General features: G+C 34.4%; 25 protein-coding genes and 1 riboswitch. Of the genes, 2 read left to right on the forward strand and 23 right to left on the reverse strand.

Features of this window, described 5'->3' with window-relative positions; genetic code table 11:
* Positions 1–61: 61 nt before the first annotated feature.
* The 6 genes from TTHE_RS13455 to TTHE_RS13480 all read right to left on the reverse strand — a co-directional run bounded on the left by TTHE_RS13455 (position 62) and on the right by TTHE_RS13480 (position 7,165).
* Positions 62–232, reverse strand: coding sequence for a XapX domain-containing protein (locus TTHE_RS13455; protein ID WP_013299117.1), 171 nt, complete (start codon positions 230–232; stop codon positions 62–64).
* Positions 233–318: 86 nt separating this feature from the next.
* The gene (locus TTHE_RS13460) at positions 319–1,686 is read right to left on the reverse strand and encodes a sensor histidine kinase (protein WP_013299118.1); all 1,368 of its coding nucleotides are present in this window, start codon (positions 1,684–1,686) and stop codon (positions 319–321) included.
* Positions 1,686–2,360, reverse strand: coding sequence for a response regulator transcription factor (locus tag TTHE_RS13465; RefSeq protein WP_013299119.1), 675 nt, complete (start codon positions 2,358–2,360; stop codon positions 1,686–1,688). Before TTHE_RS13465 ends, TTHE_RS13460 begins: the two co-directional genes overlap by 1 nt.
* 134 nt (positions 2,361–2,494) lie before the next feature.
* Positions 2,495–3,730, reverse strand: coding sequence for an Nramp family divalent metal transporter (locus tag TTHE_RS13470; RefSeq protein WP_013299120.1), 1,236 nt, complete (start codon positions 3,728–3,730; stop codon positions 2,495–2,497).
* Between the two features lie 6 nt (positions 3,731–3,736).
* A complete protein-coding gene (locus TTHE_RS13475; RefSeq protein ID WP_013299121.1) occupies positions 3,737–4,987 on the reverse strand; it encodes a magnesium transporter in 1,251 nt (416 codons plus the stop codon).
* A gap of 167 nt (positions 4,988–5,154) precedes the next feature.
* Positions 5,155–5,317, reverse strand: a riboswitch (M-box (ykoK) riboswitch).
* A 405-nt stretch (positions 5,318–5,722) separates the two neighbouring features.
* The gene (locus TTHE_RS13480; protein WP_013297672.1) at positions 5,723–7,165 is read right to left on the reverse strand and encodes a transposase; all 1,443 of its coding nucleotides are present in this window, start codon (positions 7,163–7,165) and stop codon (positions 5,723–5,725) included.
* A gap of 166 nt (positions 7,166–7,331) precedes the next feature.
* On the opposite strand from TTHE_RS13480, the gene TTHE_RS13485 reads away from it, so the two are divergent.
* Positions 7,332–9,044, forward strand: a complete 1,713-nt coding sequence (locus tag TTHE_RS13485) for an IS1634 family transposase (protein WP_013299122.1) — start codon at positions 7,332–7,334, stop codon at positions 9,042–9,044.
* A 131-nt stretch (positions 9,045–9,175) separates the two neighbouring features.
* On the opposite strand, the gene TTHE_RS13490 is transcribed toward TTHE_RS13485, so the two are convergent.
* The 12 genes from TTHE_RS13490 to TTHE_RS13545 all read right to left on the reverse strand — a co-directional run bounded on the left by TTHE_RS13490 (position 9,176) and on the right by TTHE_RS13545 (position 17,725).
* The gene (locus TTHE_RS13490; protein WP_013299123.1) at positions 9,176–9,853 is read right to left on the reverse strand and encodes a Crp/Fnr family transcriptional regulator; all 678 of its coding nucleotides are present in this window, start codon (positions 9,851–9,853) and stop codon (positions 9,176–9,178) included.
* Between the two features lie 15 nt (positions 9,854–9,868).
* A complete protein-coding gene (gene dnaB / locus TTHE_RS13495; RefSeq protein ID WP_013299124.1) occupies positions 9,869–11,197 on the reverse strand; it encodes a replicative DNA helicase in 1,329 nt (442 codons plus the stop codon).
* 64 nt (positions 11,198–11,261) lie between these two features.
* Positions 11,262–11,705 (reverse strand): 50S ribosomal protein L9, encoded by a 444-nt coding sequence (gene rplI / locus TTHE_RS13500; protein ID WP_013299125.1) that lies wholly within the window; start codon positions 11,703–11,705, stop codon positions 11,262–11,264.
* The gene (locus TTHE_RS13505) at positions 11,705–13,672 is read right to left on the reverse strand and encodes a DHH family phosphoesterase (protein WP_013299126.1); all 1,968 of its coding nucleotides are present in this window, start codon (positions 13,670–13,672) and stop codon (positions 11,705–11,707) included. Before TTHE_RS13505 ends, rplI begins: the two co-directional genes overlap by 1 nt.
* Before the next feature lie 43 nt (positions 13,673–13,715).
* Complete coding sequence (locus TTHE_RS13510) at positions 13,716–14,612, reverse strand: YybS family protein (protein WP_013299127.1); 897 nt, start codon at positions 14,610–14,612, stop codon at positions 13,716–13,718.
* 23 nt (positions 14,613–14,635) lie between these two features.
* On the reverse strand, positions 14,636–14,935 hold the full coding sequence (locus tag TTHE_RS13515) for a MazG-like family protein (protein ID WP_013299128.1): 300 nt from the start codon (positions 14,933–14,935) through the stop codon (positions 14,636–14,638).
* Positions 14,936–14,994: 59 nt separating this feature from the next.
* On the reverse strand, positions 14,995–15,261 hold the full coding sequence (gene rpsR / locus TTHE_RS13520) for a 30S ribosomal protein S18 (protein ID WP_013299129.1): 267 nt from the start codon (positions 15,259–15,261) through the stop codon (positions 14,995–14,997).
* Between the two features lie 12 nt (positions 15,262–15,273).
* A complete protein-coding gene (locus TTHE_RS13525) occupies positions 15,274–15,720 on the reverse strand; it encodes a single-stranded DNA-binding protein (protein ID WP_013299130.1) in 447 nt (148 codons plus the stop codon).
* A 23-nt stretch (positions 15,721–15,743) separates the two neighbouring features.
* The gene (gene rpsF, locus TTHE_RS13530; protein ID WP_013299131.1) at positions 15,744–16,031 is read right to left on the reverse strand and encodes a 30S ribosomal protein S6; all 288 of its coding nucleotides are present in this window, start codon (positions 16,029–16,031) and stop codon (positions 15,744–15,746) included.
* Positions 16,032–16,096: 65 nt separating this feature from the next.
* Positions 16,097–16,303, reverse strand: a complete 207-nt coding sequence (locus TTHE_RS13535) for a DUF951 domain-containing protein (protein WP_041587494.1) — start codon at positions 16,301–16,303, stop codon at positions 16,097–16,099.
* Positions 16,278–17,165: a small-conductance mechanosensitive channel MscS gene (gene mscS, locus TTHE_RS13540; protein ID WP_013299133.1), complete on the reverse strand. Its 888-nt coding sequence runs from the start codon at positions 17,163–17,165 to the stop codon at positions 16,278–16,280. The genes TTHE_RS13535 and mscS overlap by 26 nt, the downstream gene beginning before the upstream one ends.
* A 23-nt stretch (positions 17,166–17,188) precedes the next feature.
* On the reverse strand, positions 17,189–17,725 hold the full coding sequence (locus TTHE_RS13545; RefSeq protein WP_013299134.1) for a CvpA family protein: 537 nt from the start codon (positions 17,723–17,725) through the stop codon (positions 17,189–17,191).
* Positions 17,726–17,861: 136 nt separating this feature from the next.
* Between TTHE_RS13545 and yyaC the strand changes: the two genes are divergently transcribed.
* Positions 17,862–18,416, forward strand: a complete 555-nt coding sequence (gene yyaC / locus TTHE_RS13550; protein WP_013299135.1) for a spore protease YyaC — start codon at positions 17,862–17,864, stop codon at positions 18,414–18,416.
* Position 18,417: 1 nt separating this feature from the next.
* Here the strand turns inward: yyaC and cphA are convergent, their stop codons facing one another.
* The 5 genes from cphA to TTHE_RS13575 form a co-directional block, all read right to left on the reverse strand.
* Entirely contained in the window at positions 18,418–21,045 is a 2,628-nt protein-coding gene (cphA, locus tag TTHE_RS13555; protein WP_013299136.1) for a cyanophycin synthetase, read from the reverse strand.
* A complete protein-coding gene (locus tag TTHE_RS13560) occupies positions 21,045–21,866 on the reverse strand; it encodes a cyanophycinase (protein WP_013299137.1) in 822 nt (273 codons plus the stop codon). Before TTHE_RS13560 ends, cphA begins: the two co-directional genes overlap by 1 nt.
* 102 nt (positions 21,867–21,968) lie before the next feature.
* Positions 21,969–22,841 (reverse strand): diacylglycerol/lipid kinase family protein, encoded by an 873-nt coding sequence (locus TTHE_RS13565; RefSeq protein ID WP_013299138.1) that lies wholly within the window; start codon positions 22,839–22,841, stop codon positions 21,969–21,971.
* A 7-nt stretch (positions 22,842–22,848) separates the two neighbouring features.
* Positions 22,849–23,352 carry a DUF4446 family protein gene (locus tag TTHE_RS13570; protein ID WP_013299139.1) on the reverse strand — a complete coding sequence of 168 codons (504 nt, stop codon included), beginning with the start codon at positions 23,350–23,352 and terminating at the stop codon, positions 22,849–22,851.
* A gap of 29 nt (positions 23,353–23,381) precedes the next feature.
* A complete protein-coding gene (locus tag TTHE_RS13575) occupies positions 23,382–24,530 on the reverse strand; it encodes an aminotransferase class V-fold PLP-dependent enzyme (protein WP_013299140.1) in 1,149 nt (382 codons plus the stop codon).
* Between the last annotated feature and the right edge of the window lie 14 nt (positions 24,531–24,544).

Here is a 24,544-nt window from a genome sequence, read left to right on the forward strand (position 1 = left end):
CATATACCCCCTAGCATTTTATTGATGTTTCCCCTGTTTAACTAAATATCTATGTATATAACTACATACCTAAAAGCTTCATTATATACATAAACAACTGGCCGCCCAAGTAAATACCTACGATTCCTGCTATTCCCGGGAGAACATTTGGTGCAGGCAGCGGCAGCTTCAAAAATGAAAATATAAGTCCAACTAATAAACCTGTAAATAAAGCAAAAACTGTAGCTTTCAAATTAACACCTCACTTATCTTTATCGTCATTAAATTTATAAACTTTAGAACTTTTATATTGTACCACAAAAAATAATTTTTTATGGCTTATGCAATCCTAAGCTTTATTAAAAAACAAACACCTCCATCTGTGTTAAATGCTTCAATGGTTCCTCCGTGCCATTCTACAATTGCCTTAGTAATAGCAAGGCCAATGCCTGTTTCCCCCTCATCGCCTTTAAAAAACCTTTCAAACATATTGTTTAATTCTTCGTCTGTAAATTTTCTCCCATCATTTTTAATCTTTATTTCTACATGGTCTTTGTGATTATGTGTTTCTACATCTATTGCCGTTTTAGCATACCTTACACCATTGCTTAATATATTCATAAAAGCCTGAATCAATTTCCTTCTATCGCATTTTACGACTGCATCATTACCATTGTAGTTTATTTTAATTTTTTTCTTATTTAATTGAGGCATTATTTTCTCTATACATTCGTCAAAAATGTCTTTGAGATATTCTTTGTGCATTTTAAGACCCTCTTGATGTGTCTCAAGTTTCGTCAGATACATCAAGTCATTTACGATGTCTCTAAGCCTTATGCTTTCATCTATTATTATGTCTAGAGACTTTGGTATATCATCGCTTTCAATAACGCCATCCTTTATACCTTCTGCATAGCCTTGTATTAACATAAGGGGTGTCTTTAGTTCATGGGAAGCATTTTGCAAAAATCGCCTTTGAGATGTATAGTAATTCCTAAGTTCCACAGACATGTCGTTAAAAGCATCTGCTAAAAGCTTTATTTCTCCATCAGATTTTATTTCTACCTTTTCGCCAAACTTCTTATTTTTAATCTTCTCAACCACTTCTGTTAGTTTTGCAATTGGCGCGGAGATAGATTTTGAAAGCAAATAACCTATTATGAGTGATATTATGCCAGAGACTAAAAATCCTTTTAAAAGGACTCCTACTATTTGAAGAGAAGCAATCTTTATACCCTTTACAAGTGTATACATAACTATAGAACCTATTACTTTTCCGCTTATATTGCTTATTATGGGAAATACAGCAGCTACTACATCTATGTTGCCTATCTTTATGCTATTGTAAGAACCTTCCTTTGTTATCTTATCTAGTATTGCGTACTCTATCCTATTGCCTCCACCAAACGGATTTTGCTTTGATGAGTACACAATATCACCATTAAGGTCTACTACCAGCAAATCACCGTCAAGGATTTTGCCTCCAACCCTAAACTGCGGCATGTACCTTATGGATTGCAGCGCTTCAGGCGTACTTATCCTTCCATTGTAAAGCCTCTGTATGACAGAGCCTTGCCTTATGAGATTTTGCCTCGCTTCATTTATTAAAAAGTCCCTTATCATTAAATTAAAAAATACACCGATTATAGAGAATGAAATAAATATAAGCAATATATAAGAAATTATCAACTTAAATCTTATAGACATCACGATTCCACCTTATAACCATATCCCCAAATGGTAGAAATATTAAACTCACAACCATAACTTTGCAACTTTTTCCTTACCCTTTTTACCATGTCGTCAACTGCCCTGGTCTCAGTAAACGAATCATATTTCCAAACTTTCTCCAAAAGCTGTTCTCTTGTAAATGCCTTATTTGCATTTTTAGCTAAAAATTGTATTAGCTCAAACTCCATCGAAGTAAAACTCATTTCTTCTCCATTGTAAAGCACTTTCCTTTCATCTGGAACTATAACTATATCTTTTATCCTTATCTCGTTGCTTCTTTTGGGCATTTTCACCCTTCTAAATACAGATTTCATCCTTGCTATAAGCTCTCTAGGCGAAAAAGGCTTTGCAATGTAATCATCAGATCCTAATTCTAAACCTAGTATTTTATCCAAATCCTCATCTCTTGCAGAAACAATTATTATTGGTACATCGCTTATCTTCCTTATCTCCTTGCAAAGTTCGTAACCATCCATTCCAGGCATCATTATGTCTAAGATAAGCATATCAGGTTTGTCCTTATTAAAATTTTCTAAGACATCTTCAGCATTGTCAAATGCTTTTACATTATACCCTTCTTTTTCAACGTATTTAACCATTAAATCTCTAATATTTTTATCATCATCAATAATGTATATGAGCTCAGACATAGTACCACCTCATCTATAATTTAACATTTGCAAACTGTAAAAACAACACTTGTATACTGTAGATATACATATTTTAAAACATTTTGACATAAAAAATAAAAGACGGGTATACCGCCTTTAAACATACTTTAATTTTATACAAATGAAAACACCATAAGAATTGCGGTTAGTGAAATCAATACTATTGTAGTTCCCCAACCAATAACATTTTTTACAGGACTGTTTACGTATTTACCCATTATTTCTTTATTATTTACAAGTAGCATCATAGATATTAAAACTACCGGTAATAAAATTCCGTTCAATACCTGTGTCCATATTGTTATGGTAATAAGTGGTGCATGTGGAATCAATATTATGGCAACAGCTATGACAATTATAGCCGTAAAGAGCGTATAAAATTCTGGCGCTTCATCCATTCTTTTGTCAATACCTGCTTCAAATCCAAATGCTTCACAGATGTAAAAAGCAGTCGCAACTGGAAGTATTGCAGCAGAAAAAATCGACGCAATAAAAAGTCCAAATGCAAATACCTCCGATGCCAGTTCTCCTGCCAGTGGTTTTAAAGCCATTGCAGCATCCTTTGCCTCGTTTATCTTTATTCCGTTAACATGAAGTGTGGATGCGCAAGCTACTATTATGAAAAATGCAACAGCTACTGTCGCAATGCAACCAATTATTACATCCCAAATTGTGTATTTATAATCATCTATTTTTATACCTTTTTCTATAACAGATGACTGCATGTAAAATTGCATCCAAGGGGCTATTGTAGTACCGATGATACCTATTACCATGCTTAAATAATCTGCTTTAAACGACATCGTAGGTTTTAATATAGATAATCCAATTGTCTTCCAATCCGGATGTGCCAAAAGGGCTGAAATTATATAAGACAGCAAAAATACGCTAAAAACCAAAAACACCTTTTCTGCTACCGTATAATTCCCCTTGACAATTAGAAGCCAAACTGCAATAGCCGCTAAAGGTACCATTATATACTTGCTAATGCCAAAAATCTCCATACTGCCTGCAACGCCGGCAAACTCTGTTGCAGTGTTGCCAATATCCGCAATGAGGAGTCCAAGAAAAATAAAAAATGTAACTCTAACACCAAAATTTTCTCTTATGAGATCTGCCAATCCTTTTCCTGTTACAACACCCATTCTAGCATTCATCTCTTGAATCACTATCAAGACAATAAATGACGGTATCAATGTCCAAAGCAATTTATATCCATAAGTGGCACCTGCCACAGAATACGTCGTTATTCCACCTGCATCATTATCTACACTTCCAGTTATAATGCCTGGGCCTAAAATAGACAGAAATATCAATAAATTTGTAAGAAATGTCTTTCTCTTTGTCACTCCACACTACCTCCTTGCGTACGTCTTTCCGCTCTTCATCAGTTCATATATAATATCGTTTATAAGTACTGTTCCTAAAAGCTTCATATCATCATCAACGACAGGTATTGCCACCAAGTTGTACTTAGTCACAGTTTTTATAAGCGACTTAATTGAGTCCGTGTCTCGGGTATAAATTATATCTTTATTCATAATATCATTTAACAGAGTGTTTGGCTCTGAAATGACTAAGTCTCTTAGTGTTACAGCTCCTAAAAGTTTATTTGTTTTATCGACTATATAGAGATAATATATAATGTCTTCATCAGGCTTTAAAAGCCTCAGCTCGTTTATGGCTTCTTCAACTGTCAGCGTATTTTCAAACGAAATAAAATCAGTCGTCATCAAACTGCCAACAACATACTCGGGATACTCCATCAATTCTCTGATTTCCAGTGATGCATTATTCTCCATCTCATTTAACAGTTCTTCAACTTTTTCTTCATTCAAGTCGTCTAGTATATCTGCAACTTCATCTGCAGGCATTTCTTCGAGAATGTCTGCGGCTTTAGCTGCAGGCAGCTCGTTTAATATACTTCTCTGAGTATCCGTCTCCATCTCTTCCAGCACATCTGCTGCTCTTCCATGCTCGAGGCTTGAAAATATATCTATGCCGGTTTTTAAATCAAGATCTTCGATTATGTCCGCAAGGTCTGAAGGGTGAAGTGTTGCCAATTTATGGTAAGTCTTTGATAACATTATATTTTCATTTGAGCGAGAAATTGTTTCTATATCCTCCCAAAGTATAAATTTACTGGATATAGTTTTGCCAAATCTCTTTAATATCCTTTTTAATGGCTTTGCAAGTCCAAGCCTTCTTAAAATTCCTTCAATTCCTATATCAACAGCAATCGCAAACAAGCCCTTATCCAAAAGTGCAAGCCTTATATCATTTACCCTTACAACTTTTCTTCCGTTGACGTCTATAATCTGCTTGTCAAGTACATTTTTGGACAAGTACAAGACATTATCTGCGCCATCTATTTCTACTGGATTATTGCATACAAGTTCATACTGCCCAAACTTTTTTGTTATCTTCATGTTTTCCCATTTGTATGTCTTAGTGCCCAATCTCGTTTTTACTATCATGGATATAGCTACTGGATGCTGAATAGCCGTTGAAACGCCAATGTCTTTTAACTTTCCTAAGATTTCACCATTTTTTAAAAATATCTTATTTCCCAATATTCTGCTTAAATAAAGGCTTAAAATAGGCATCTCATTACCTCCTTTTCACCGGGAGGAGTTTAAGGTAAGATAGACTCCTCCCTCATATTCTTTTTTGAATTTTTAAATTTTATTCGCTTATTATAAGGGCCAGAGTCCATCATTACCACCTGCCTTTAAAAATATTTAAGCCTTTTACAATAAAGTAAAAGGCTCTCTTCTCAACTCACTCGTTGGGTTTTAGCACTATACGGCATAGGTTTCACCAGCTGAATTAGATTAAACCTTGTTACGGTAGAATCTGTTGACCCATTGGCATCTCTCGATGTTTCCGGGCATCAGCATGTATCCGCATAGGAGCCTCACTTAACGAACTTTATTTAATTACACATAAATTATAACATACAATCTTTATGTATACAACAAATTTATGACAAATTTTTTCGGGTCTTTGACAGTTTAATAAACATTGGAATCAGTAAAAGCCTTGAAAACAAGGCTTTTTTTATTAAAAAATAGTCAAATTTAGCCATGGAAATATTGCGTAATTTTGCGTAATGTACTATAATAAAAGTAGGTAATTGTGAAACTATGAGATAAAAATTTACAGATAGCAATCAATAGAGGAAGATATAGGAAAGATACAGTATACCAGAGAGTACATTTAATCAAGAAAGGTCTGAATTTTATTGATGAACATTGAAAACAGAAAAAAACAGGCATGACAAATAGACCCCAATGATTTATGCAAATGAGGTAGATGCTTAAGTTTAGCTGGCTGTTGAATTAAGCAGCTATAGACTTAACAGAACGAATTTTATCTATAGCTCCCATACGGTATGCTAGTAAAACAGTAATAAGATGCGCAGCACCAGCCATGAAGAAATCTGCCTTGATGGTTTTGCGGTCTCTAGCCTGGAGATTACCAAGCTGCAGGGGAAGTTTGAGCCTAGAGATAACCTGCTCAATGATATGTCGAAAATCAGCTATTTGATTCCATTGCTCTGTATCTCTAGGAATAGGGGTATGAACTCTATAATTATCTTTGGGATATGTATAAAACATTCTGCCACAATCGGAAGTTGTACATTTATCCTCGCAGGAACAAACATATTTGCCACCAGGTAACTTTTCAGTTTTAGGGCAAATAAACTTGTTCCTAAAGGAACGGTTTTTACCTTTACAAGAGCCATCCCATTTCATTGGAAGAGATGGGTCCTTTGGGCATGTAGGAATACCATCTTCATTAATTCCTGGCTTGCCGAAATTTTTTCTGGTATTTCTAGGATTAAGAGCAATGACAGGCAGAATGCCATGATTCTCAAAGAGATATTTATAGTTTGGGACATCATCGAAGCCAGAATCAGCAGTCATAGCATAAATATTAAAGTTACGATGACGCTCAAAAAAATTCTCCATAGCAGGTATAAGCAGTTTTCCATCCCATGTAAGTTTAACTTCTTCAGGGGATGCGGGCTCAGAGCTATCAGTATAATCATTAAAATCCGGCTGGTAATCGCAAAAGTCCATATGTCTTAAAATGCCGAGGGCATTAGACACAACTATAGTTTTGTGGGCATAACAGAAAGTACCATTGATATATTGCAATTTAATATTAGGGTCAACAGAAGCAGTTTTAGGCATTTGATTATAGGCCATTTTATAGATGTCTTCTTTTGACTTGTCCTTGTTAAAGTATTGAAGCTTTTTAACAAGAGCATTAAAGAATTTGGGGTTGTTTTCCTTAACATAGCATTCAATACCAGTAGTATCCATAATATAAACTTCAGCAGGATTGATGCCTAATTCTTTTTCAAGGGCTTGGCCAATTTCCTGACAAATAGGTTCAGTAATATCGACTAACTTATGAAAGAAGGCTTCAATGTCATCACAGTAATCCTGTTTGAACCTTGAGTAAAAAGAAGCATCAGGAACAGTATTAAGCCCACAAAAATCACGGAGTTCTTTTGAAAATGACAAAAAAGTAATAAGTAAATCAATAGTTGGTATAGAAAGTAACTTTTGCAGCAATAAGGTTGAAACAATTGAATCGAGAGAATTATCATGAGGGCGACCAGTAGCTTTATTATAGTGAAAATACCAATTTACAGGGATTAAGTCAGAAATATTAATATACTGGTCAAGAAGCTCAAGCAACTGAGGTTTTTGAACAACAATAAATTTATGAAAATCATCAATAAAATCAGAAAAATTAAGTTGCTTTATCATGCAGGATCTCCTTTCACTTTGGTTGGATTTAGAATATTTGGTATAATATATAATTCGGCAAAAGTGGAGGAAAATCCTGCTGATATATAAAGTAAAACCCTTTAAAATCAATAATTTTAGGGTTTTACAAAAAGCTAATAATAAAAGAGATGGGAGGAATTTCATTATGAGATTATGTATATCACGGTCAAAAAATGCTGCATCCCTGTACGTAACAAAATCTATATACGAAAATGGAAGACGTTCTACAAAAGTTGTTGAAAAGCTTGGTACTTATGCTGAACTTAAAGAAAAACTTGGTGGACAGGATCCTATTGAATGGGCAAAAAAATATATAGAAGAACTTAACAAAAAAGAAAAAGAAGAAAACCGCGATATTATTGTGAAATACTCCCAATCAAAGATTATTACAAAAGACGAGCAAAATTCTTTTAATGGTGGTTACCTTTTCCTTCAAAAAATATATCATGAACTTAAACTCAATAAACTTTGCAAGAAAATTTCTTTGAAATATAAATTTACTTTTGACTTAGATTCAGTGCTTTCAAGGCTTATTTATGCAAGAATTATCTATCCATCTTCAAAACTTGCAACCTTTCAACTTTCTACTAAATTTATTGAACAGCCTAATTTTGAACTTCAACATATATACAGGGCTCTTGAAGTAATTGCCAAGGAAGCTGATTTAATACAGTCTTACCTGTACAAAAACAGTCTTAAAATTTCCAAAAGAAATACAGGTGTACTGTATTATGATTGTACAAATTATTTCTTTGAAATAGAGCAAGAAGATGGATTAAAACAATATGGTGTTTCAAAAGAGCATAGACCAAATCCTATCGTACAAATGGGGCTTTTTATGGACGGAGATGGTGTTCCACTTGCTTTTGCTATTAACAAAGGTAATACCAATGAGCAGTTGACTTTAAAACCTTTGGAAGAAAAAATCCTTTCTGACTTTAATCTTTCTAAATTTATTGTATGTACTGATGCAGGGCTATCATCAGACAATAACAGGAAATTCAACATTAAAGGCGATCGGGCGTTTATTACAACACAATCTATTAAAAAGCTGAAAACACACCTTAAGGAATGGGCTCTTGACCCAAATGGTTGGTCTTTAGTTGGTGGCAGAAAAACATATAACATTGCTAAACTAGATGAGGACAAATATAAGGATAAGGTGTTCTATAAAGAACGCTGGATAAAAGAAAACGGATTAGAACAGAAACTTATCGTTACATACTCAATTAAATATCGAGATTATCAGAGAAATATACGAAATTATCAGATAGAGCGAGCACAAAAAGTAATTGATTCAAACCCCGGGAAAATAGAAAAATGCAATCCCAATGATTATAAAAGATTTATAGAAAAAAAGCGCTGCACAGATAATGGAGAAATTGCTGAACATCAAATATACTGTATCAACGCCGAACTCATTGCAAAAGAAGCGCAATTTGATGGTTTTTATGCAGTGTGTACAAATCTTGAAGACGATGTTTCTTCAATTATCAATGTAAATAGAAGGCGATGGGAAATTGAAGAATGTTTTCGGATTATGAAAAGCGAGTTTAAAGCCAGGCCAGTATATTTAAGCCGTGATGACAGAATAATAGCTCATTTTACAACTTGTTTCATTTCCTTAGTTATATATAGACTCCTTGAAAAGAAATTGAACGGAAAATATACATGTCATGAAATCATTAATGGATTAAGAGATATGAATTTCTTAAAAGTAAAAGGTGATGGTTATATACCTATTTATACAAGAACAGACTTTACAGATGATTTACACGAAGCATTTGGCTTCCGCACAGATTATCAAATTGTAAGTAAAAGCAAGATGAAAAAAATTTTAAAAAGCACAAAATTATAAATACATTACTCACTTTTTAATAATAATACAAAAGCTTGGGCCCCTTTATTTTCAACGGTTCTCAAGCTTTTTCTTTTCTTCAACTGTCAAAGATGGGATTATAACATACAATCTTTATGTATACAACAAATTTATGACAAATTTTTTAACGCATTTACATCTTTTATTATTATAGCATGCCTATCCAGTTTTATAACTCCTTCTTTGTCTAACTGACTTAAAATTCTTGTCATATTTTCTCGAGACGTCCCTACCATGTTGGCAAGGTCTTGTCTGCTTAAGTTTAATTCTATAGCAATTCCTTCTTTATTTTTCACACCTTTTTCTCTTGCAAATGTCAAAAGTATAGAAACAGTCCTACCTAAAGAATCCTTCAATGCCAGGTTTTCAATTATAACTGCCACGTTTTGTAGTCTTTTTGCCATAAGTTTTATTATACCAAGGGCTATTTCGTTATTCTTTAATATGAGATTTTCAATATCTTTGTTTTTTAAAACGATCACTATTGAGTCTTCTATCGCTTCCGCTGTAGCTGGGTATTTCCCACCTATAAATAGAAGCGATTCAGCAAATATATCTCCATCTTCCATGATTTTAATAATGTGCTCTTTGCCTTGTTGTGACGTTTTTGAAATCTTAACTTTACCTGTTTTTACAAAGTAGATAGCATCTCCTTCATCACCCTCAAAAAAAATAATGCTACCTTTTTTGTACTCTTTTTTATAGGCAATTTTATTCAATTCTTTTAATGAATTTTCGCTAAGAGTATTGAAATAGGGTATCTTCCTAAGATAATCATATTCACACATAAAAATACCTCTTACCTATTCCGTCCTGTATTTGTCAATACTTACAAATTTCGTATATTGTCCCATCCACAATAGCTCAATCGTACCTGTTGGCCCATTTCTGTGTTTTGCAATGATTAACTCTGCTATATTTTTCTTTTCGGAGTCTTTGTTGTAATAATCATCTCTGTAGAGAAACATCACTATGTCAGCATCCTGCTCTATTGCACCTGATTCTCTTAAATCGCTCAAAATTGGCCTATGGTCTGATCTTGCCTCAGGTGCACGGGATAGCTGCGATAATGTTATGATGGGAACCTGTAATTCCCTTGCAAGCCCTTTTAATGACCTTGATATCTCTGAAACTTCTTGCTGACGGCTTTCCGAATTTCCTCTTCCTTGCATAAGCTGCAAGTAATCTATAAGCACCAATGATAAACCCTTCTCCAGCTTTAGTCTTCTACACTTTGCCCTTATGTCCATCACAGATATGCCAGGTGTATCATCAATGTATATTGGTGCTGTCGAAAGAGGTGCCATTGCAGCAGCGAGTCTTGGCCAATCATCATCATCTAAATTGCCGGTCCTTAATTTCTGGCTATCGATATTAGCTGTAGAGCATATAAGTCTATTTACAAGCTGCTCTTTTGACATTTCAAGACTAAATATTGCAACAGGCTCTTTAAGAGCCAGCGCCGCATTTTCTGCAATGTTTAAAGCAAATGATGTTTTACCCATTGAAGGCCTCGCTGCCAAAAGTATGAAGTCTGATGGTTGAAAACCAGATGTCTTCAAGTCCAAATCTGGAAAGCCTGACGGCACACCGGTCAGATGCCCTTTATTTTTATAGAGATTCTCTATATTGTAAAAGGTATCCATCAAGACATCTTTTATAGGATAAAAATTTTCAGTGTTCCTTCCCTGTGCTATATCAAATATCTTTTGCTCTGCCGCATCCAACACATCATGTATATCACCGCCACTATAGCCCATTTCCATTATTTCAGATGAAGCTTGGATAAGGCGCCTTAATGTAGCCTTTTCCTGTATCATCTTTGCATAATACGATACATTTGCAGTAGTAATAATGCTGGATGATAAATTTGTTATATAGTCAAGTCCCCCAACAGCCTCCAAAAGGTTTTGCCTTCTCAACTCATCAACGACAGTAACTAAATCAACCGGTATGTTTTTTTCAAACATATCCATAATGATTGTAAAAAGTTTTTTATTCGATTCTTTGTAAAAATCATCTGCTTTAACTATCTCAGATGCATCGATTATTGCATCCCTTGATAAAAGCATTGCACCTAAAACAGCTTGCTCTGCTTCTAAATTTTGAGGAGGGATTTTATTCCACTCCATTTCTTTACCCCCTTAAAGCAACCAAAACCCTGTGAATTTTTATCTCCAAGACCCACAAAAAATTTTATTCGCCTACAACCTCTACTTTTATTTTTGCCTGTATGCCGGGGTACAATTTTACATCTACATTAAATGTACCTGTTGTTTTTATTGCATCCGCAAGATTTATTTTCTTTTTGTCTATATCGTATCCTCTTTTATTTAGCTCATCTTGGATGTCTTTAGACGTTATAGAACCAAACAATTTGCCATTTTCTCCTGTCTTTACTTTAAGCTTAATTGTCTCCTGTGAGAGCTTTTTGGCTATCTCCTGAGCGGCTTCAACTTCTTTCTGTCTTTTCTTTTCTAATGCTTTTTTCTTCTCATTTAATATGTTTATATTGGACTCCGTCGCGTCAATGGCCAATCCACGTGGTATTAGATAATTCCTACCGTATCCATCGCTGACATTTACTATATCGCCAGCTTTACCTATGCCTTTAACATCTTTCTGCAATATTACCTTCATTACGATTCACCTTCCTTAAAGTATTCATCAATAGCTTTCTTCAAATCATCTATTACATTTTGAAGCGGTTTTTTAACCTGGGCACCTGCAACAGTTAAATGTCCACCGCCTCCAAGTTTTTCAAGTATTACCTGAACATTTATATCTCCTATAGACCTTCCGCTGATAGCCACGTCGTCTGACCGCTTGAATACAACAAACGATGCCTGAACACCTTTTATGTTTAAAAGCTCGTCTGCAGCTTGAGCAGCAATCACATTGTCAGTCTCTTCAGGGCTTACAGCAATTGCTATCCCTTCTTTTGTTATTTCCGCATTTTTAACTATCGTAGATTTTATTATATACGATTTTAAATCATTTTGAAATAGCATCTTTACAGATATGGTATCGGCTCCTTTCCTCCTCAAATAGGATGCCGCTTCAAACGTCCTTACACCTGTCCTAAATGTAAAATTTTTTGTATCAACCGTTATTCCAGCAAGTAAAGCTTCCGCCTCTATCGGTTTTATGTCTACTTTATCTTTAATATACTGGGATATCTCCGTCACAAGCTCACACGTAGAAGATGCGTACGGCTCAAGGTAAACAAGCAATGCCTTGTCTATAAACTCCTTTCCCCTTCTATGGTGATCTATAACTATTATCCTCTCTACAAGATTCACCAATTCAGGATACGTTAAATAACTTGGTCTATGAGCATCTACTACTATAAGCAATGTTTTCTGATTAACGACACTTTTTACATTGCTTACATCTATAAATGGATTTGCATATTCCTCGTCTCTTTCTATCTTTTCTAAGAGGGTTTCTATTGCTGGATTTGATTTATCTAAAATTATCTTAGCTTCTTTTCCAAGTGATACAGCACACCTGTACATACCAATTGCTGCACCTAAAGAGTCAAAATCCATAAAATTATGTCCCATCACCAAAACATTAGAAGACTCCTCAATAAGCTCCCTTATTGCATGTGATACAACTCTAGCTTTGACTTTTGTCCTTTTCTCCACAGCTTGTGTTTTACCACCGTAAATCAATATTTTTTCACCTTTTTTTACGACGGCTTGGTCTCCGCCTCTTCCTAAAGCTAAATCAATTGCAGATGTTGCATACTCATTCAATTTGCTGAACTCAGATGAATCAGCGCCAACACCTATGCTCAATGTGATAGGAATTTTGTTGCCCACATTTATATCTCTTATAAAGTCAAGTATTTCAAATCGATTTTCTTCTAGATTATTAAGATCTCTCTCTTGTGTAACAAAGATGTACCTATCATTAGCATATTTTATTATATATGCATTCATAGACTGTGCCCAAATATTAAGCCTTCTTTCAATCTCTGCCGCAATAACAGGCCTATTTAAATCATCTGCAGACTGAAGTGCTTCTTCATAATTATCTACAAGTATGTAGCCTAAAACCGGTTGAGAATTGCTAAGTTTCTTTGATATTTCCATGTAATCAGTTTCGTCAAAAATGAAAATATTATAATAAGTATGATTGTCTTTAGACTTTTTCCTTTTAGGTTGAGACAATATGCTCATCATGTAATAGTATTTATTGCCTATTTTAAAATGATACTTATCATCTTTTTTTGATTTTGCATATTTTAAAATAATATTATTTATGTCTTTCTTATCTTCAAAATTTTGAGCAAAACATGAATTATACCATACTATGTTTCCTTCATCGCTCATTAAAGCGACTGGTATAGGCAAAAGTGATAATACATTGCCAGATGCCTTATCAACACTAAAAAAAAGTCTTTCAATGTACTTATCAAATTCTGTCCGCTTCTTTTTTTCTCCTTTGTATTCTACGTACAAAATGTATATCAGCAATATCATGGATGCAAAACCTATATAAATATTGTAATATAAAACTGCCATCGTCAGAACCGCTGACAAAATTACATTAAGTAGGCTTACAGAGGATATCAATTTGTAAAATTTTTTATCAAACATATCCACATCCCCTTAAAACTTGGATACAAAGCTAATCAAACTTCTAAGTAAATTTTCTCAAATTCATGCTTGTATCGATTACGCCTAATAGTGTCATTAATGAAAAAGTCACAGGAAATAGAAATAATGCTAACAAGATGAAATTACTGATGGCAGAACTAAAATTAAATCTCTTTGTCATGAAATATTTTACGTAAGAAAGGCCGCTTATAGTAAATCCAATAGACAGAAGAAGCAAAAGATTAGACGCCACTATACTAGAATTTACAAAATACTGGTATAAAAGAGCACCAATAAATATCCAACCCGTCATGTATGGCATCCTCCAAAACATAAATGGAGGCAATCTTTTCACTTTCTGATCTTTCGTCATTATCCTGGACAACAGCATATAGTTTGCCACCACAACTATAGCAATCATTATGACAAAAATCGAAGGCAGCAAAATTTTAATAGTATCTATCATGTAATTTATCATGCTTCTAATCGCAGCTTCATTGGGAGTGTTTTTATAAAGTGTTAATACTTCATTCCCAATTTGCGTATAATCATTTAAAATACTGTTTATTACATTTATACCAAATATTTTAAGAATATACAATAGCCCAACAAATCCAACTAAAGATATCGCGCCAGTCTCTATTACAACATCTCGCGGTGCATTTCCTTTTCTTATGAGATAACCCATTATAATTCCGATCGCGCTTATTACTGCTACTATTGAAGCAGTAATAATATCTGTAAATAAAAATGTAGCTATAAAAACTAAAATAGTGGATAAAATCCCATATAATAAATCGCTTCTAATAAATACAATGCTTATAGGCACTGGTACAAAAAAAAGTATGAAAAAAAGCGGTGGTACGTATGCACCAACTAAAACAATTATAACCGCCATGGCAATCATAATTGCTGCATTTGCAATGTTTTTGCTATCCATCTCTGCGCCTCCATGTATAAATCTTACCTCTTTTTAAGATAGGCAATAAGATCTCTATAATTTTCAGAATCTTCTTCTTTTATTTCTGCAGAAATAGATCTTATGCGCTTTAATATTTCTTCGTCAATTTCTCTAAAATCATACCCCAATTTATTTCCCAATAAATAGCCAGTAATTATCACATGGCATATATTATCAATCAGCTCTAGCGATATATCGTCATTATTAAAATTTTTGAATATAGATGCCGTTCTATCTAAAAGCTCTACCTTTAAACTCTCTAAGCTTTTGATATTTTTTGTTATATCAAAATTATTATCCATAATATCCCACCTTATACACATGAAAAACAAGAGAGGGCTGCGCCCTCTCTATTATATCATTATTCGGCTGTATATGGTAGTAGTGCAATCTGTCTTGCTCTTTTTATGGCTACTGTAAGCTGTCTTTGATGTATAGCACAGTTTCCAGTTATCCTTCTAGGCAATATCTTGCCTCTTTCTGTTATATATTTCCGCAACTTACCAACTTCTTTATAATCTATATAATCTATCTTATCGGCACAAAAAGCACAAACACGCTTTTTAGCTTTTCTGTTTTTCCTCTTTTGAGCGGAATTTTCTTTAACATTGTTATTGTTGTTTGACATACTCAACCCTCCTTAGAATGGAAGATCATCTTCTGACTCCACCGGACTAAATCCATCAAAATCGCCGCCATCCACATCGATATCAAAACTATGAATATCTTTGCCTATATCAATCATAGGATCATTGCCACTGCTTTTATTTGAGTCCAAAAACTTAACTTCATCTGCAACAACTTCTGTAACCCAGTGGCGATTGCCGCTGTTGTCATCCCATGAACGAGTCTGGATACTTCCGGCGACAGCAACTAATCTTCCCTTTTTAAGATTATTCCCACAAATCTCTGCAAGCTTTCGCCATGTAACGATGGGTATAAAATCCGCCAACCTGTCACCATTTTGCTGAGTATAGTTCCTGTTAACAGCAAGTGTGAACGTAGTTACAGGAGTCATATTTGATGACGCATACTTTAGGACAGGATCTTTTGTTAAACGGCCTATCAATACAACTTTATTTAACATTATTTAACCCACCTATCAATGAATTATTTATCAACTTTAACAATAAGATATCTCAGTATACCGTCTGTAATTTTGTAAACTCTCTCAAGTTCGTGTGGGACATCTACATCACTGTTAAAGTTCATCAAAACATAATACCCTTCACTTTTCTTATCGATTTCATAAGCAAGCTTTCTTCTGCCCCACTCATCGACATTTGTAATTTCTCCACCTTTTTCTGTTATGAGATTTTTGAACTTCTCAATTAAAGCAGGTCTTGCTTCATCATTAACATCTGGAGAAATTATAAATATTGTTTCATACGATCTCATTCTTTCACCTCCTTACGGACTTTACGGCCCTATTGGGCAAGGCGGCAATCCATATTGTTATTTTATCATTGTTCATTTGGTTTTTCAACAGTTTTTATTACTTTTTTCATTCCCTTTTCAAATTTAGGCCTTGGCATCAACACCATTCGACCACACTTTAAACATTTTATTCTTATGTCCATACCTACTCTAAGTACTTCCCATTCATCTCCACCACATGGATGAACTTTCTTCATTTTGACAATATCACCTACATTGATCTCTTTTGGCATCATTATCACCTTTCTTATTATTATCTTTTAATACAACATTCATGTGTGGATATGGTAAATCTATATTGTAGTTGTTAAATGACTGTTTTATCCTATATCTTAAATCCCTCTCTACAGACCACTGTTGCATTGGTTTCGTCATAGCTACTATTGTAATTTCAACTGTAGAATCTTTAAAGTTAGTTATGCCAAGTACTGAAGGTCCTTCCAATATATCATCTCTATCTTTTTTTACCGCATTGCATATTTCATTTAATATCTTTAAAGCTTTGTCTACATCCTCTTCATAAGATATACCAATAGTTACGAGAGCTCTCATAGCACCTTTAGAATGGTTTGTTACAGACGTAATTTCGCCATTTGGAATGATGTTAAGATCACCTGAAAAGTCCCTAATTTTTGTAACTCTAAGTCCGATTTCCTCCACAGTCCCTGAAAAATTGTTTATAGTAATATAGTCACCCACTCCAAATTGATCTTCGAATATTATAAAAAAGCCTGTTATGACATCTTTCACAAGGCTTTGTGCTCCAAATCCAACTGCGAGGCTGCCTATACCGGCTACAGCCAGTATTGAACCCATTTTTAATCCTAATATCTCCAGTATAGAGTAAATTGCAACAAAGTATATGACATACCTTAAAATATTTTTTGTAAGAGAAGAAAGTGTTTTTACCTTCCTTTCTGAAAATTGAATCTTGGACCTTTCCTGCATTACATAGAATCTATCTATCAAAAGGTATCCTAATTTCTTGGCAATATACGCTATTATAACGACTTTTAAAATATCAAAAGTCGTTCCTAATATCTTTATATCGTAAAGTTTCAGTATTTGATTATACAAATTAAGCAGATATTCCAAATTAAACATCCTTTCACTTTAAATTACAGCAAAAACATTTTAAGGACATCATTGTTGTTCAAAAATAGCTTTGCAAACTGAGATTTGTCTATATACGTCCAGTAACTTAGGGGTAACATATTGTTTATGGCTTTAAACAAGCTGAATATGAAAAAAACAAACACAAATCCTTCTACCATGCCTAAAAGCCCACCGCCTATCTTGTTAAAGATCCTTATAAACGGATAATTCGATAATTTGTTGAGTATCACTGCAAAGATTTTTAAAAATAATGTAAAGAACAAAAATGTCAAAACTATACTAATTAAATCTACAAACGACTTTATAGATGTAACATTAAAGATTACATTTTTTAAAGAGCCTGCCAATTTCATTGCAAAATCCAACAATTTTACATTTCTCATTATATACTGTGATACAATTGGATAAAACTTCACAGTCAAAATCCATGATATTACAATATTTGCTAATCCGTAAAGTGTCATAATAAAACCTTTTATAAAGCCAGAGTACATAAAATATGCAATTACCAAAACTATTATAATATCAACAATATTCATAAAAACCACCTTAAAACACCTAATATTATAATACACATTTATGTGCCTGTTTTCAACCAATACTTATTTACAGTGTATTAATAGAATGAAACTTGTGAAAAATAATTATAGAAATATGCTTTAAGGAGATGGCATAATGAAATTAATCAACATAAATGATAAAACATGTTACAGTGATTTTAGTTTAGAATTTTCAAGATGTTTTAATAAATTGTTTAACTTTAAAGATGACTTTGTCGTTGTCTGTATTGGTACAGACAGGTCCACTGGTGACAGTCTTGGACCAATTGTTGGATATAAACTAAAAAATTTCTTTTCTGACAGAATCGGTATATATGGAACATTAAGCGAACCTGTCCATGCGAAAAATCTAAATGAGACTTTATACAATATTAAAAAAGTACATAAAAATCCTTTTATTATAGCTGTGGATGCATGTCTGGGTTCATTAAATCATGTAGGCTGTATATCTATAGGTGAAGGTGCTATAAAACCTGGTGCTGGTGTTTCAAAAGATTTGACTCCTATAGGAAATATGTATGTGACAGGTATAGTAAATATTTCTGGATTTATGGAATTTATGGTACTACAGAACACAAGACTCAATGTTGTAATGAAGATGGCAGATATAATAACATATGGCATAACGAAATCTATAATAGAATTGGAAAATCGCAAAGAAAGGGCATAATTTAAGCCCTTTCTTTGCTTTCATCTATATCAAACTGACTTATTTTTATAAAATTGTTTATGACATCTACTACAGGCGCATATTTTTCATAGAATATCACAATCAAATCTCCCGGTTGTGCTTCGTACATAGCAGTCTTTAATGCATCTACTTCTTTTAAAATCACATTTACATCTTCTTTGCTGAGTCCACCCTTTAGTACGCCTATCTCCAAAAGTTTTGCTATTTCACCTGGCTTTCGTCCTCTTAAATCTAAGTCCTCCTTTATATAAACCTTATCAAATCCTTCTCCGCAGATTTCACCTATCTTCAATGTGCTTGAATCGCTTCTGTCACCCGGAACGCCTATTACTCCAAGCAAACGATTAGGATTCAGCTTTCGAGCCGATTCTATTACCTTTCTTATACTGTCTATATTATGGCCATAATCCACAAGGACTCGGAAACTTCCTACATTGAAAATATTAAATCTACCTGGATTGTGATTTTCATCGCAATAGAATGATTTGATTCCTTTTGAAATCACATTTACTGGAATCTTGATGCCGTACGATGCAGCAATTGCTGCCATGGCATTTTCTACATTATACAAGACTTTGCCGTTTAGCGTAGCGGGAATCTCATCAATTTTTGCAACTGGTACTATTTCACCATTTGCAATTACTATCGTATCATTTTTTACGTATACAGAAATACCACCTTCTTCTAGATGCCTCTTTATAGTAATGTTATTCTCATGCATCGAAAAGTATATGATTTTTCCTTTTGCTCTTTTGGAAATATACGGTGTCATAGGATCATCAGCATTTAAGACTGAGTACCCATCTTTTTTTACTGCTTCTACCACTAAAGATTTTACAAATGCAAGATCTTCTAATGTTTCAATACCATCTATGCCAAGGTGGTCTTCTGAAATATTTGTAATTATGCCTACATCAGCCAAATCGTATCCTAAACCTTCCCTTACAATGCCACCTCTTGCTGTTTCCAACACAGCTGCATCAATATTTTTATCCGCAAGGCATGTCCTGGCACTTTTAGGTCCTGAATTATCCCCTTTATATATGCATACATCATCAACATAAATCCCATCTGTAGACGTCATTCCAACCGTATAACCATACATCTTCAATATTTGAGATATCATTCTCACTGTCGTAGTTTTCCCATTGGTACCAGTAACCGATATAATTGGTATTGTGGCTTTGCTCCCTTTTGGATAAAGCATATTTACAATCGCTTTTGCGACATCTCGTGATTTGCCCTTAGACGGGTAGTGATGCATCCTTATGCCTGGAGCCGCATTAACTTCAATTATAGCGCCATTGCTCCTGTTTAAAGGCATAGAGATATTTTCCATTGTAATGTCAATTCCTGCAATATCCAAGCCAATGGCCTTTGCAGCTCTCACCGCTATTTCTATATTATCAGGATGTATTTCTTTCGTCCTATCAATTGCTGTACCTCCAGTACTTAAGTTTGCGCTTTCGCGAAAATATACATACACACCTTTTGGAGGAATATCATCAATTTGGTATCCTTGCTTTTTTAACACAAATTGTGAAATATTGTCTATATTTATTTTTGTAAGAGGTTTCTCATGTCCAACACCTCTTAGAGGGTTCCTGTTTTCAATCTCTACTAGCTCCCTAATTGTATGTATTCCATCACTTAAGACTCTAGCAGGTATTCTTTCCGATACCGCAACAACTCTATCACCAACCACAAGAACTCTGTAATTTTTCCCCTTAATATGTCTTTCAACTATAACTAAATCACTTATGTTTTTTGCGTTTCTATATGCGACGATTAACTCCTCTTTATTTAATAGATTTAAAAAAACGCCTTTCCCTTGATTGCCGTTAAATGGCTTCACTACAACTGGGTAGCCAATTTCCTCAGCTATGGCTATTGCATCATTTTCATTATAAGCGACATCCCCTTCAGGTACTGGTAGCCCATACTCTTTAATTATGTTTTTGGTCAGAATCTTATCACAGGCTATATCTACGGCAATGCAGCTAGTATTTTGGGTTATAGTACCTTCTATCATCTTTTGATAGCGTCCATAGCCTAGTCTCAATATGCTGCCATTTCCAACCCTTGTTACAGGAATTGACGCTTCTTCTGCAGCCTTCTTTAAAGCCATAGTACTGGGTCCCAGCTCAACCTCTACAACAACCTTCCTTATCTGCTCTAATTCCTGCTCAAAGTCGAAATCCTCTCCACTTATAAATTTATTTACCATCTTAACTGCTAATTTAGCTGATCTTATTGCACATTCCTCTAATTCATATTCAAATATTACGTTGTAAAGGTGTCCTTCAATCAATCTAGCTTTTCCATACTTCACATCATACCCCAGTATATTTTGAATTTCTAATATTATGTGCTCTGTAACATGTGGAAGATATGTACCTTCATCAAGTCTCTTTAAAAATCCACCTTCATAACCATACGAGCAACAATGTTTGTTTAAACTAGGAATGGTTTTTATAAGCCTTTCATTAAATCCCGGTATATCTTTTGTTGGTATATCATAATCACCTGTATCCACAATCATCTTTACAACAGGTCTATGGCAGTATATGTTTCTACCACGATATACCCTTATATCCTTTATAATCATTATTTATCCTCCTTGTTATATTTAAAAGGCTCTCTTAGCATAATATCAAAACCATACCCTGATGGGAGTATATGCAGTGTCACATGTGTTAATGATAATATCTCATCAGGGCTAGACTCTGACACATTGGTATTTTTCAATGTCCTACCGTCGACTACAGTTACTGCATTTGAGCCAATAACTCTAAACTTATTTCCATCAACTACTATAGCGGTATCTTCATCTATTCCTACTCCAAGATTCTCTGGGTTTTCAGCTATCGCAGTAAGCAGCCTTCCAATTCTGCCTCTTTGTGCAAAATGCTGGTCTATTATCACGTTATTTAAAAGTCCCAGTCCTGGAGCCATGTTTATTGTACATTTCCTTGGGGACTCCTCATCATTGCCACCTATTATCATCGTTCTAGACATAACAGATGCTCCTGCACTTGTTCCAACTACCAAAATGCCTTTCCGTTTATTTAATTCATTTAAAAGTTTGTCAATACCACTTCCTCCAAGTATACTGGTAATCCTCAGCTGATCTCCACCTGTAAAGAAAATACATGTACTGTTTCTTAGCCTTTCTTTAACAATTTCGTTTTTTACATCATCTCTCGAATCTATATTTACAGTTTCAACAGTTACCGCTCCTAACCTCTTAAAGATTTCTACATAATTTTTACCTACCTCTTCTGGCTTTTCTGTTGCAGTAGTCATTATGACTATTCTGCTATTTTCACCACCAGATAGTTTTATCACTTCTTTTAAGATTATGCATTTATCTTTTTTATCTTCTGCACCACCTATGATTAAAAGCTTTCCTCTGTTTATTTCATCCATCTACACGCCTCCACGTCGGTTCTTATTGTGTGAAATGAAAAATCAAAAAAACTTCAGACATATATAGTATGGCTGAAGTTTTTTGACAATATACTTTTTTATTTAATCTGTACATATTTTTACAGAATTTCTCTTTACATGCAATACTATGTTGTTAGAAAGCAGAACTTCCCCATCAACGCACATTGCTACTTCTTTTTCAGTGCTTATCTGTATTTTCTCTGCTTTGTACATTTCAACACATTTCAAAACTGTATGCTTCCCAAAAATGGCCATAGGCAATAAAAATAATAATTTCAACTTATTGATCTCATTTACGATTATCACATCAATGTACCCGTCATCGGGGTTTGCATCTGGCAAAATTTTAAATCCTCCACCGTAAAAACTACAATTTCCAAACGCCGCCAACATTATCTTTCTTTTTATTTTCTTACCATCAATATCGATTTTTATGCTGTAGGGCTTGTATTTTATAAGTACATTTATAAGGCCTAATGTATACGCAAAAATGCCACCTACAAACTTTTTGGATTTAGTTATCTCGGCTGCCACATCCGCGTCTAAGCCAATATTAGCTATATTATTGCATGTAATATATTTATTTACGACAGCGCTGTCAATTAATTTGATTTTACCTTTTAACAAAATTTCCAGTGCTTTGTCTACATTTTTGGGTATACGAAAATACCTAGCAAAATCATTGCCAGTTCCTAATGGGATTATTCCCAGTGCAACATCTGTATTGTTAATGCCATTTATCACTTCGTGCACTGTTCCGTCGCCACCGACAGCAACGATAATATCAAAGTTACTTTTTGATGCCTCCTCTGCAAGTTTAGTGCCATGACCAGGATATTTAGTAATAAACACCTTGTAATCTACATTTCTTTCCTTCATAAGTTTCTCTATCTTTGGAATCATTTTGTACGCTTTACCATTTCCAGCAGTAGGGTTGACAATAAAGGCAATCAAATTATCCTCACCTCTGACCCTTCCTCGCTTTATCTATTGCCTGAATTTCCTCTGCCGATAAAGGATAATTTGACTGTGCTCTTACAATTGGCTTTGCAAATGTAGCCGTTTCATTTCTGCCGTATATTCCTGACAAGACTATTCCATTGTCTTCACTGTCTAAAAGAGCTATTGAAAAGCTCAAGTCAGATCCCACATCATTAAATGCATTATACCTTACAATACCAACTTTCTTTATAGAAGCTTTCATTTCACTATCTATCATGCTTAACTCTTTCCTAAACTTTTCAAGCTTTTCGTTAAACTCTTCATTTCTACTTATGTTCTTTGTTAAAAGCTCAATTACATCTCCCGTTTCCAATTCTTTTATAAGCTTCTTATACTGGTTCTTTAATTTTGTGTATTTAGAATTAATTATAATAACTACTATGAAATCAAACAACCCAAGAACAATGGCAAATAAAATAAATAAACTCATGTTTTTATTAAATATCATCATCAGTTCTTGCATACTTTCTCCTCCGAATTTCATAAATTTCCTTAACTCAGCGCTTGTTTTGCAATGGTGTACAATGCATCTACAGCTTTATCTACTTCATCTTCGGTATTAAAATACCCTATTCCAAATCTGACTGTACCTGTCTTTAACGTACCTATCGTCTGATGAGCCAGTGATGAGCAATGAAGGCCAGATCTCGTAGCTATATCAAATGCTTTATCCAGAATGTAGCTGACTTCCCCGGAATCTATACCTTTTATATTTATAGATATAACTCCAACTCTCCTTTCTTCATCGTTATTTCCATACAATATAAGGTTTGGTATATCTTTCACACCGTCAATAAACCTTTTTGTCAGCTTCCTTTCATGTTTTAATATATTTTCTACACCTATGCTTCTAATATATTTCACACCTTCTTTTAGACCTGCAATACCAGGTGTGTTTGGCGTTCCACTCTCAAGCATGTCTGGCATCATATCAGGTTGATGGATATTTTCTGAATTGCTACCTGTTCCACCTTCCTTTATCGTTTTAAGTTTTATCTTGTCCCTTACATAAAGTCCCCCTGTGCCTTGTGGTCCAAAGAGAGATTTATGGCCGGGAAATGCCAATAAATCAATATTATCCTCTTCTACATCAATAGGATAACTTCCAGCAGTTTGTGCAGCATCAACCAGGAAATATATGCCCATTTCCCGGGCAATACTGCCTATTTCCCTTATAGGCATCAATGTGCCAGTCACATTCGATGCGTGTATCATAGCAATCAATTTCGTATTTTTCTTAATAGCTTTTCTTACATCATCAACATCAATATTTCCCTTCTGATCACATTTCACTATTGTCAAATCAATATAGTTGCTGTCTCTTAAAGCTATCAGTGGTCTTATCATAGAGTTATGCTCCATGCTTGATGTTATCACATGATCGCCTTCATTTAAAATGCCTTTTAATGCGATATTTAAAGAATCTGTGGTATTAAGCGTAAAAATTACTCTCATAGGGTCATTTATATTAAAAAGCTGGCACAATTCCTGCCTTGCTTCTAATATATGCTTTCCAGACTCTATTGCTAATCTATGACTGCCTCTACCTGGATTTCCACAATACCTCATTACCCTGTCAATCTCATCGTAAACTGATTCTGGCTTAGGATATGATGTAGCCGCATTATCAAAATAAATCAACGACAGCCCTCCCA

It is taken from the genome of Thermoanaerobacterium thermosaccharolyticum DSM 571, from assembly GCF_000145615.1.
GTDB classification, from domain to species: Bacteria; Bacillota; Thermoanaerobacteria; order Thermoanaerobacterales; family Thermoanaerobacteraceae; genus Thermoanaerobacterium; species Thermoanaerobacterium thermosaccharolyticum.

Excerpts from the sequence above, each read along its gene's own strand:
- TTHE_RS13465 (WP_013299119.1), bottom strand. The coding sequence starts at position 2,360 with ATGTCTGAGCTCATATACATTATTGATGATGATAAAAATATTAGAGAT.
- TTHE_RS13480 (WP_013297672.1), bottom strand. The coding sequence starts at position 7,165 with ATGATAAAGCAACTTAATTTTTCTGATTTTATTGATGATTTTCATAAA.
- rpsF (WP_013299131.1), bottom strand. The coding sequence starts at position 16,031 with ATGAGATCGTATGAAACAATATTTATAATTTCTCCAGATGTTAATGAT.
- rplI (WP_013299125.1), bottom strand. The coding sequence starts at position 11,705 with ATGAAGGTAATATTGCAGAAAGATGTTAAAGGCATAGGTAAAGCTGGC.
- rpsR (WP_013299129.1), bottom strand. The coding sequence starts at position 15,261 with ATGTCAAACAACAATAACAATGTTAAAGAAAATTCCGCTCAAAAGAGG.
- TTHE_RS13535 (WP_041587494.1), bottom strand. The coding sequence starts at position 16,303 with ATGCCAAAAGAGATCAATGTAGGTGATATTGTCAAAATGAAGAAAGTT.
- TTHE_RS13560 (WP_013299137.1), bottom strand. The coding sequence starts at position 21,866 with ATGGATGAAATAAACAGAGGAAAGCTTTTAATCATAGGTGGTGCAGAA.
- TTHE_RS13475 (WP_013299121.1), bottom strand. The coding sequence starts at position 4,987 with ATGCCTATTTTAAGCCTTTATTTAAGCAGAATATTGGGAAATAAGATA.
- TTHE_RS13505 (WP_013299126.1), bottom strand. The coding sequence starts at position 13,672 with ATGTTTGATAAAAAATTTTACAAATTGATATCCTCTGTAAGCCTACTT.
- TTHE_RS13510 (WP_013299127.1), bottom strand. The coding sequence starts at position 14,612 with ATGGATAGCAAAAACATTGCAAATGCAGCAATTATGATTGCCATGGCG.
- TTHE_RS13570 (WP_013299139.1), bottom strand. The coding sequence starts at position 23,352 with ATGCAAGAACTGATGATGATATTTAATAAAAACATGAGTTTATTTATT.
- TTHE_RS13525 (WP_013299130.1), bottom strand. The coding sequence starts at position 15,720 with ATGTTAAATAAAGTTGTATTGATAGGCCGTTTAACAAAAGATCCTGTC.
- yyaC (WP_013299135.1), top strand. The coding sequence starts at position 17,862 with ATGAAATTAATCAACATAAATGATAAAACATGTTACAGTGATTTTAGT.
- dnaB (WP_013299124.1), bottom strand. The coding sequence starts at position 11,197 with ATGGAGTGGAATAAAATCCCTCCTCAAAATTTAGAAGCAGAGCAAGCT.
- TTHE_RS13545 (WP_013299134.1), bottom strand. The coding sequence starts at position 17,725 with ATGAATATTGTTGATATTATAATAGTTTTGGTAATTGCATATTTTATG.
- TTHE_RS13460 (WP_013299118.1), bottom strand. The coding sequence starts at position 1,686 with ATGTCTATAAGATTTAAGTTGATAATTTCTTATATATTGCTTATATTT.
- cphA (WP_013299136.1), bottom strand. The coding sequence starts at position 21,045 with ATGATTATAAAGGATATAAGGGTATATCGTGGTAGAAACATATACTGC.
- TTHE_RS13515 (WP_013299128.1), bottom strand. The coding sequence starts at position 14,935 with ATGGATAATAATTTTGATATAACAAAAAATATCAAAAGCTTAGAGAGT.
- TTHE_RS13490 (WP_013299123.1), bottom strand. The coding sequence starts at position 9,853 with ATGTGTGAATATGATTATCTTAGGAAGATACCCTATTTCAATACTCTT.
- TTHE_RS13485 (WP_013299122.1), top strand. The coding sequence starts at position 7,332 with ATGAGATTATGTATATCACGGTCAAAAAATGCTGCATCCCTGTACGTA.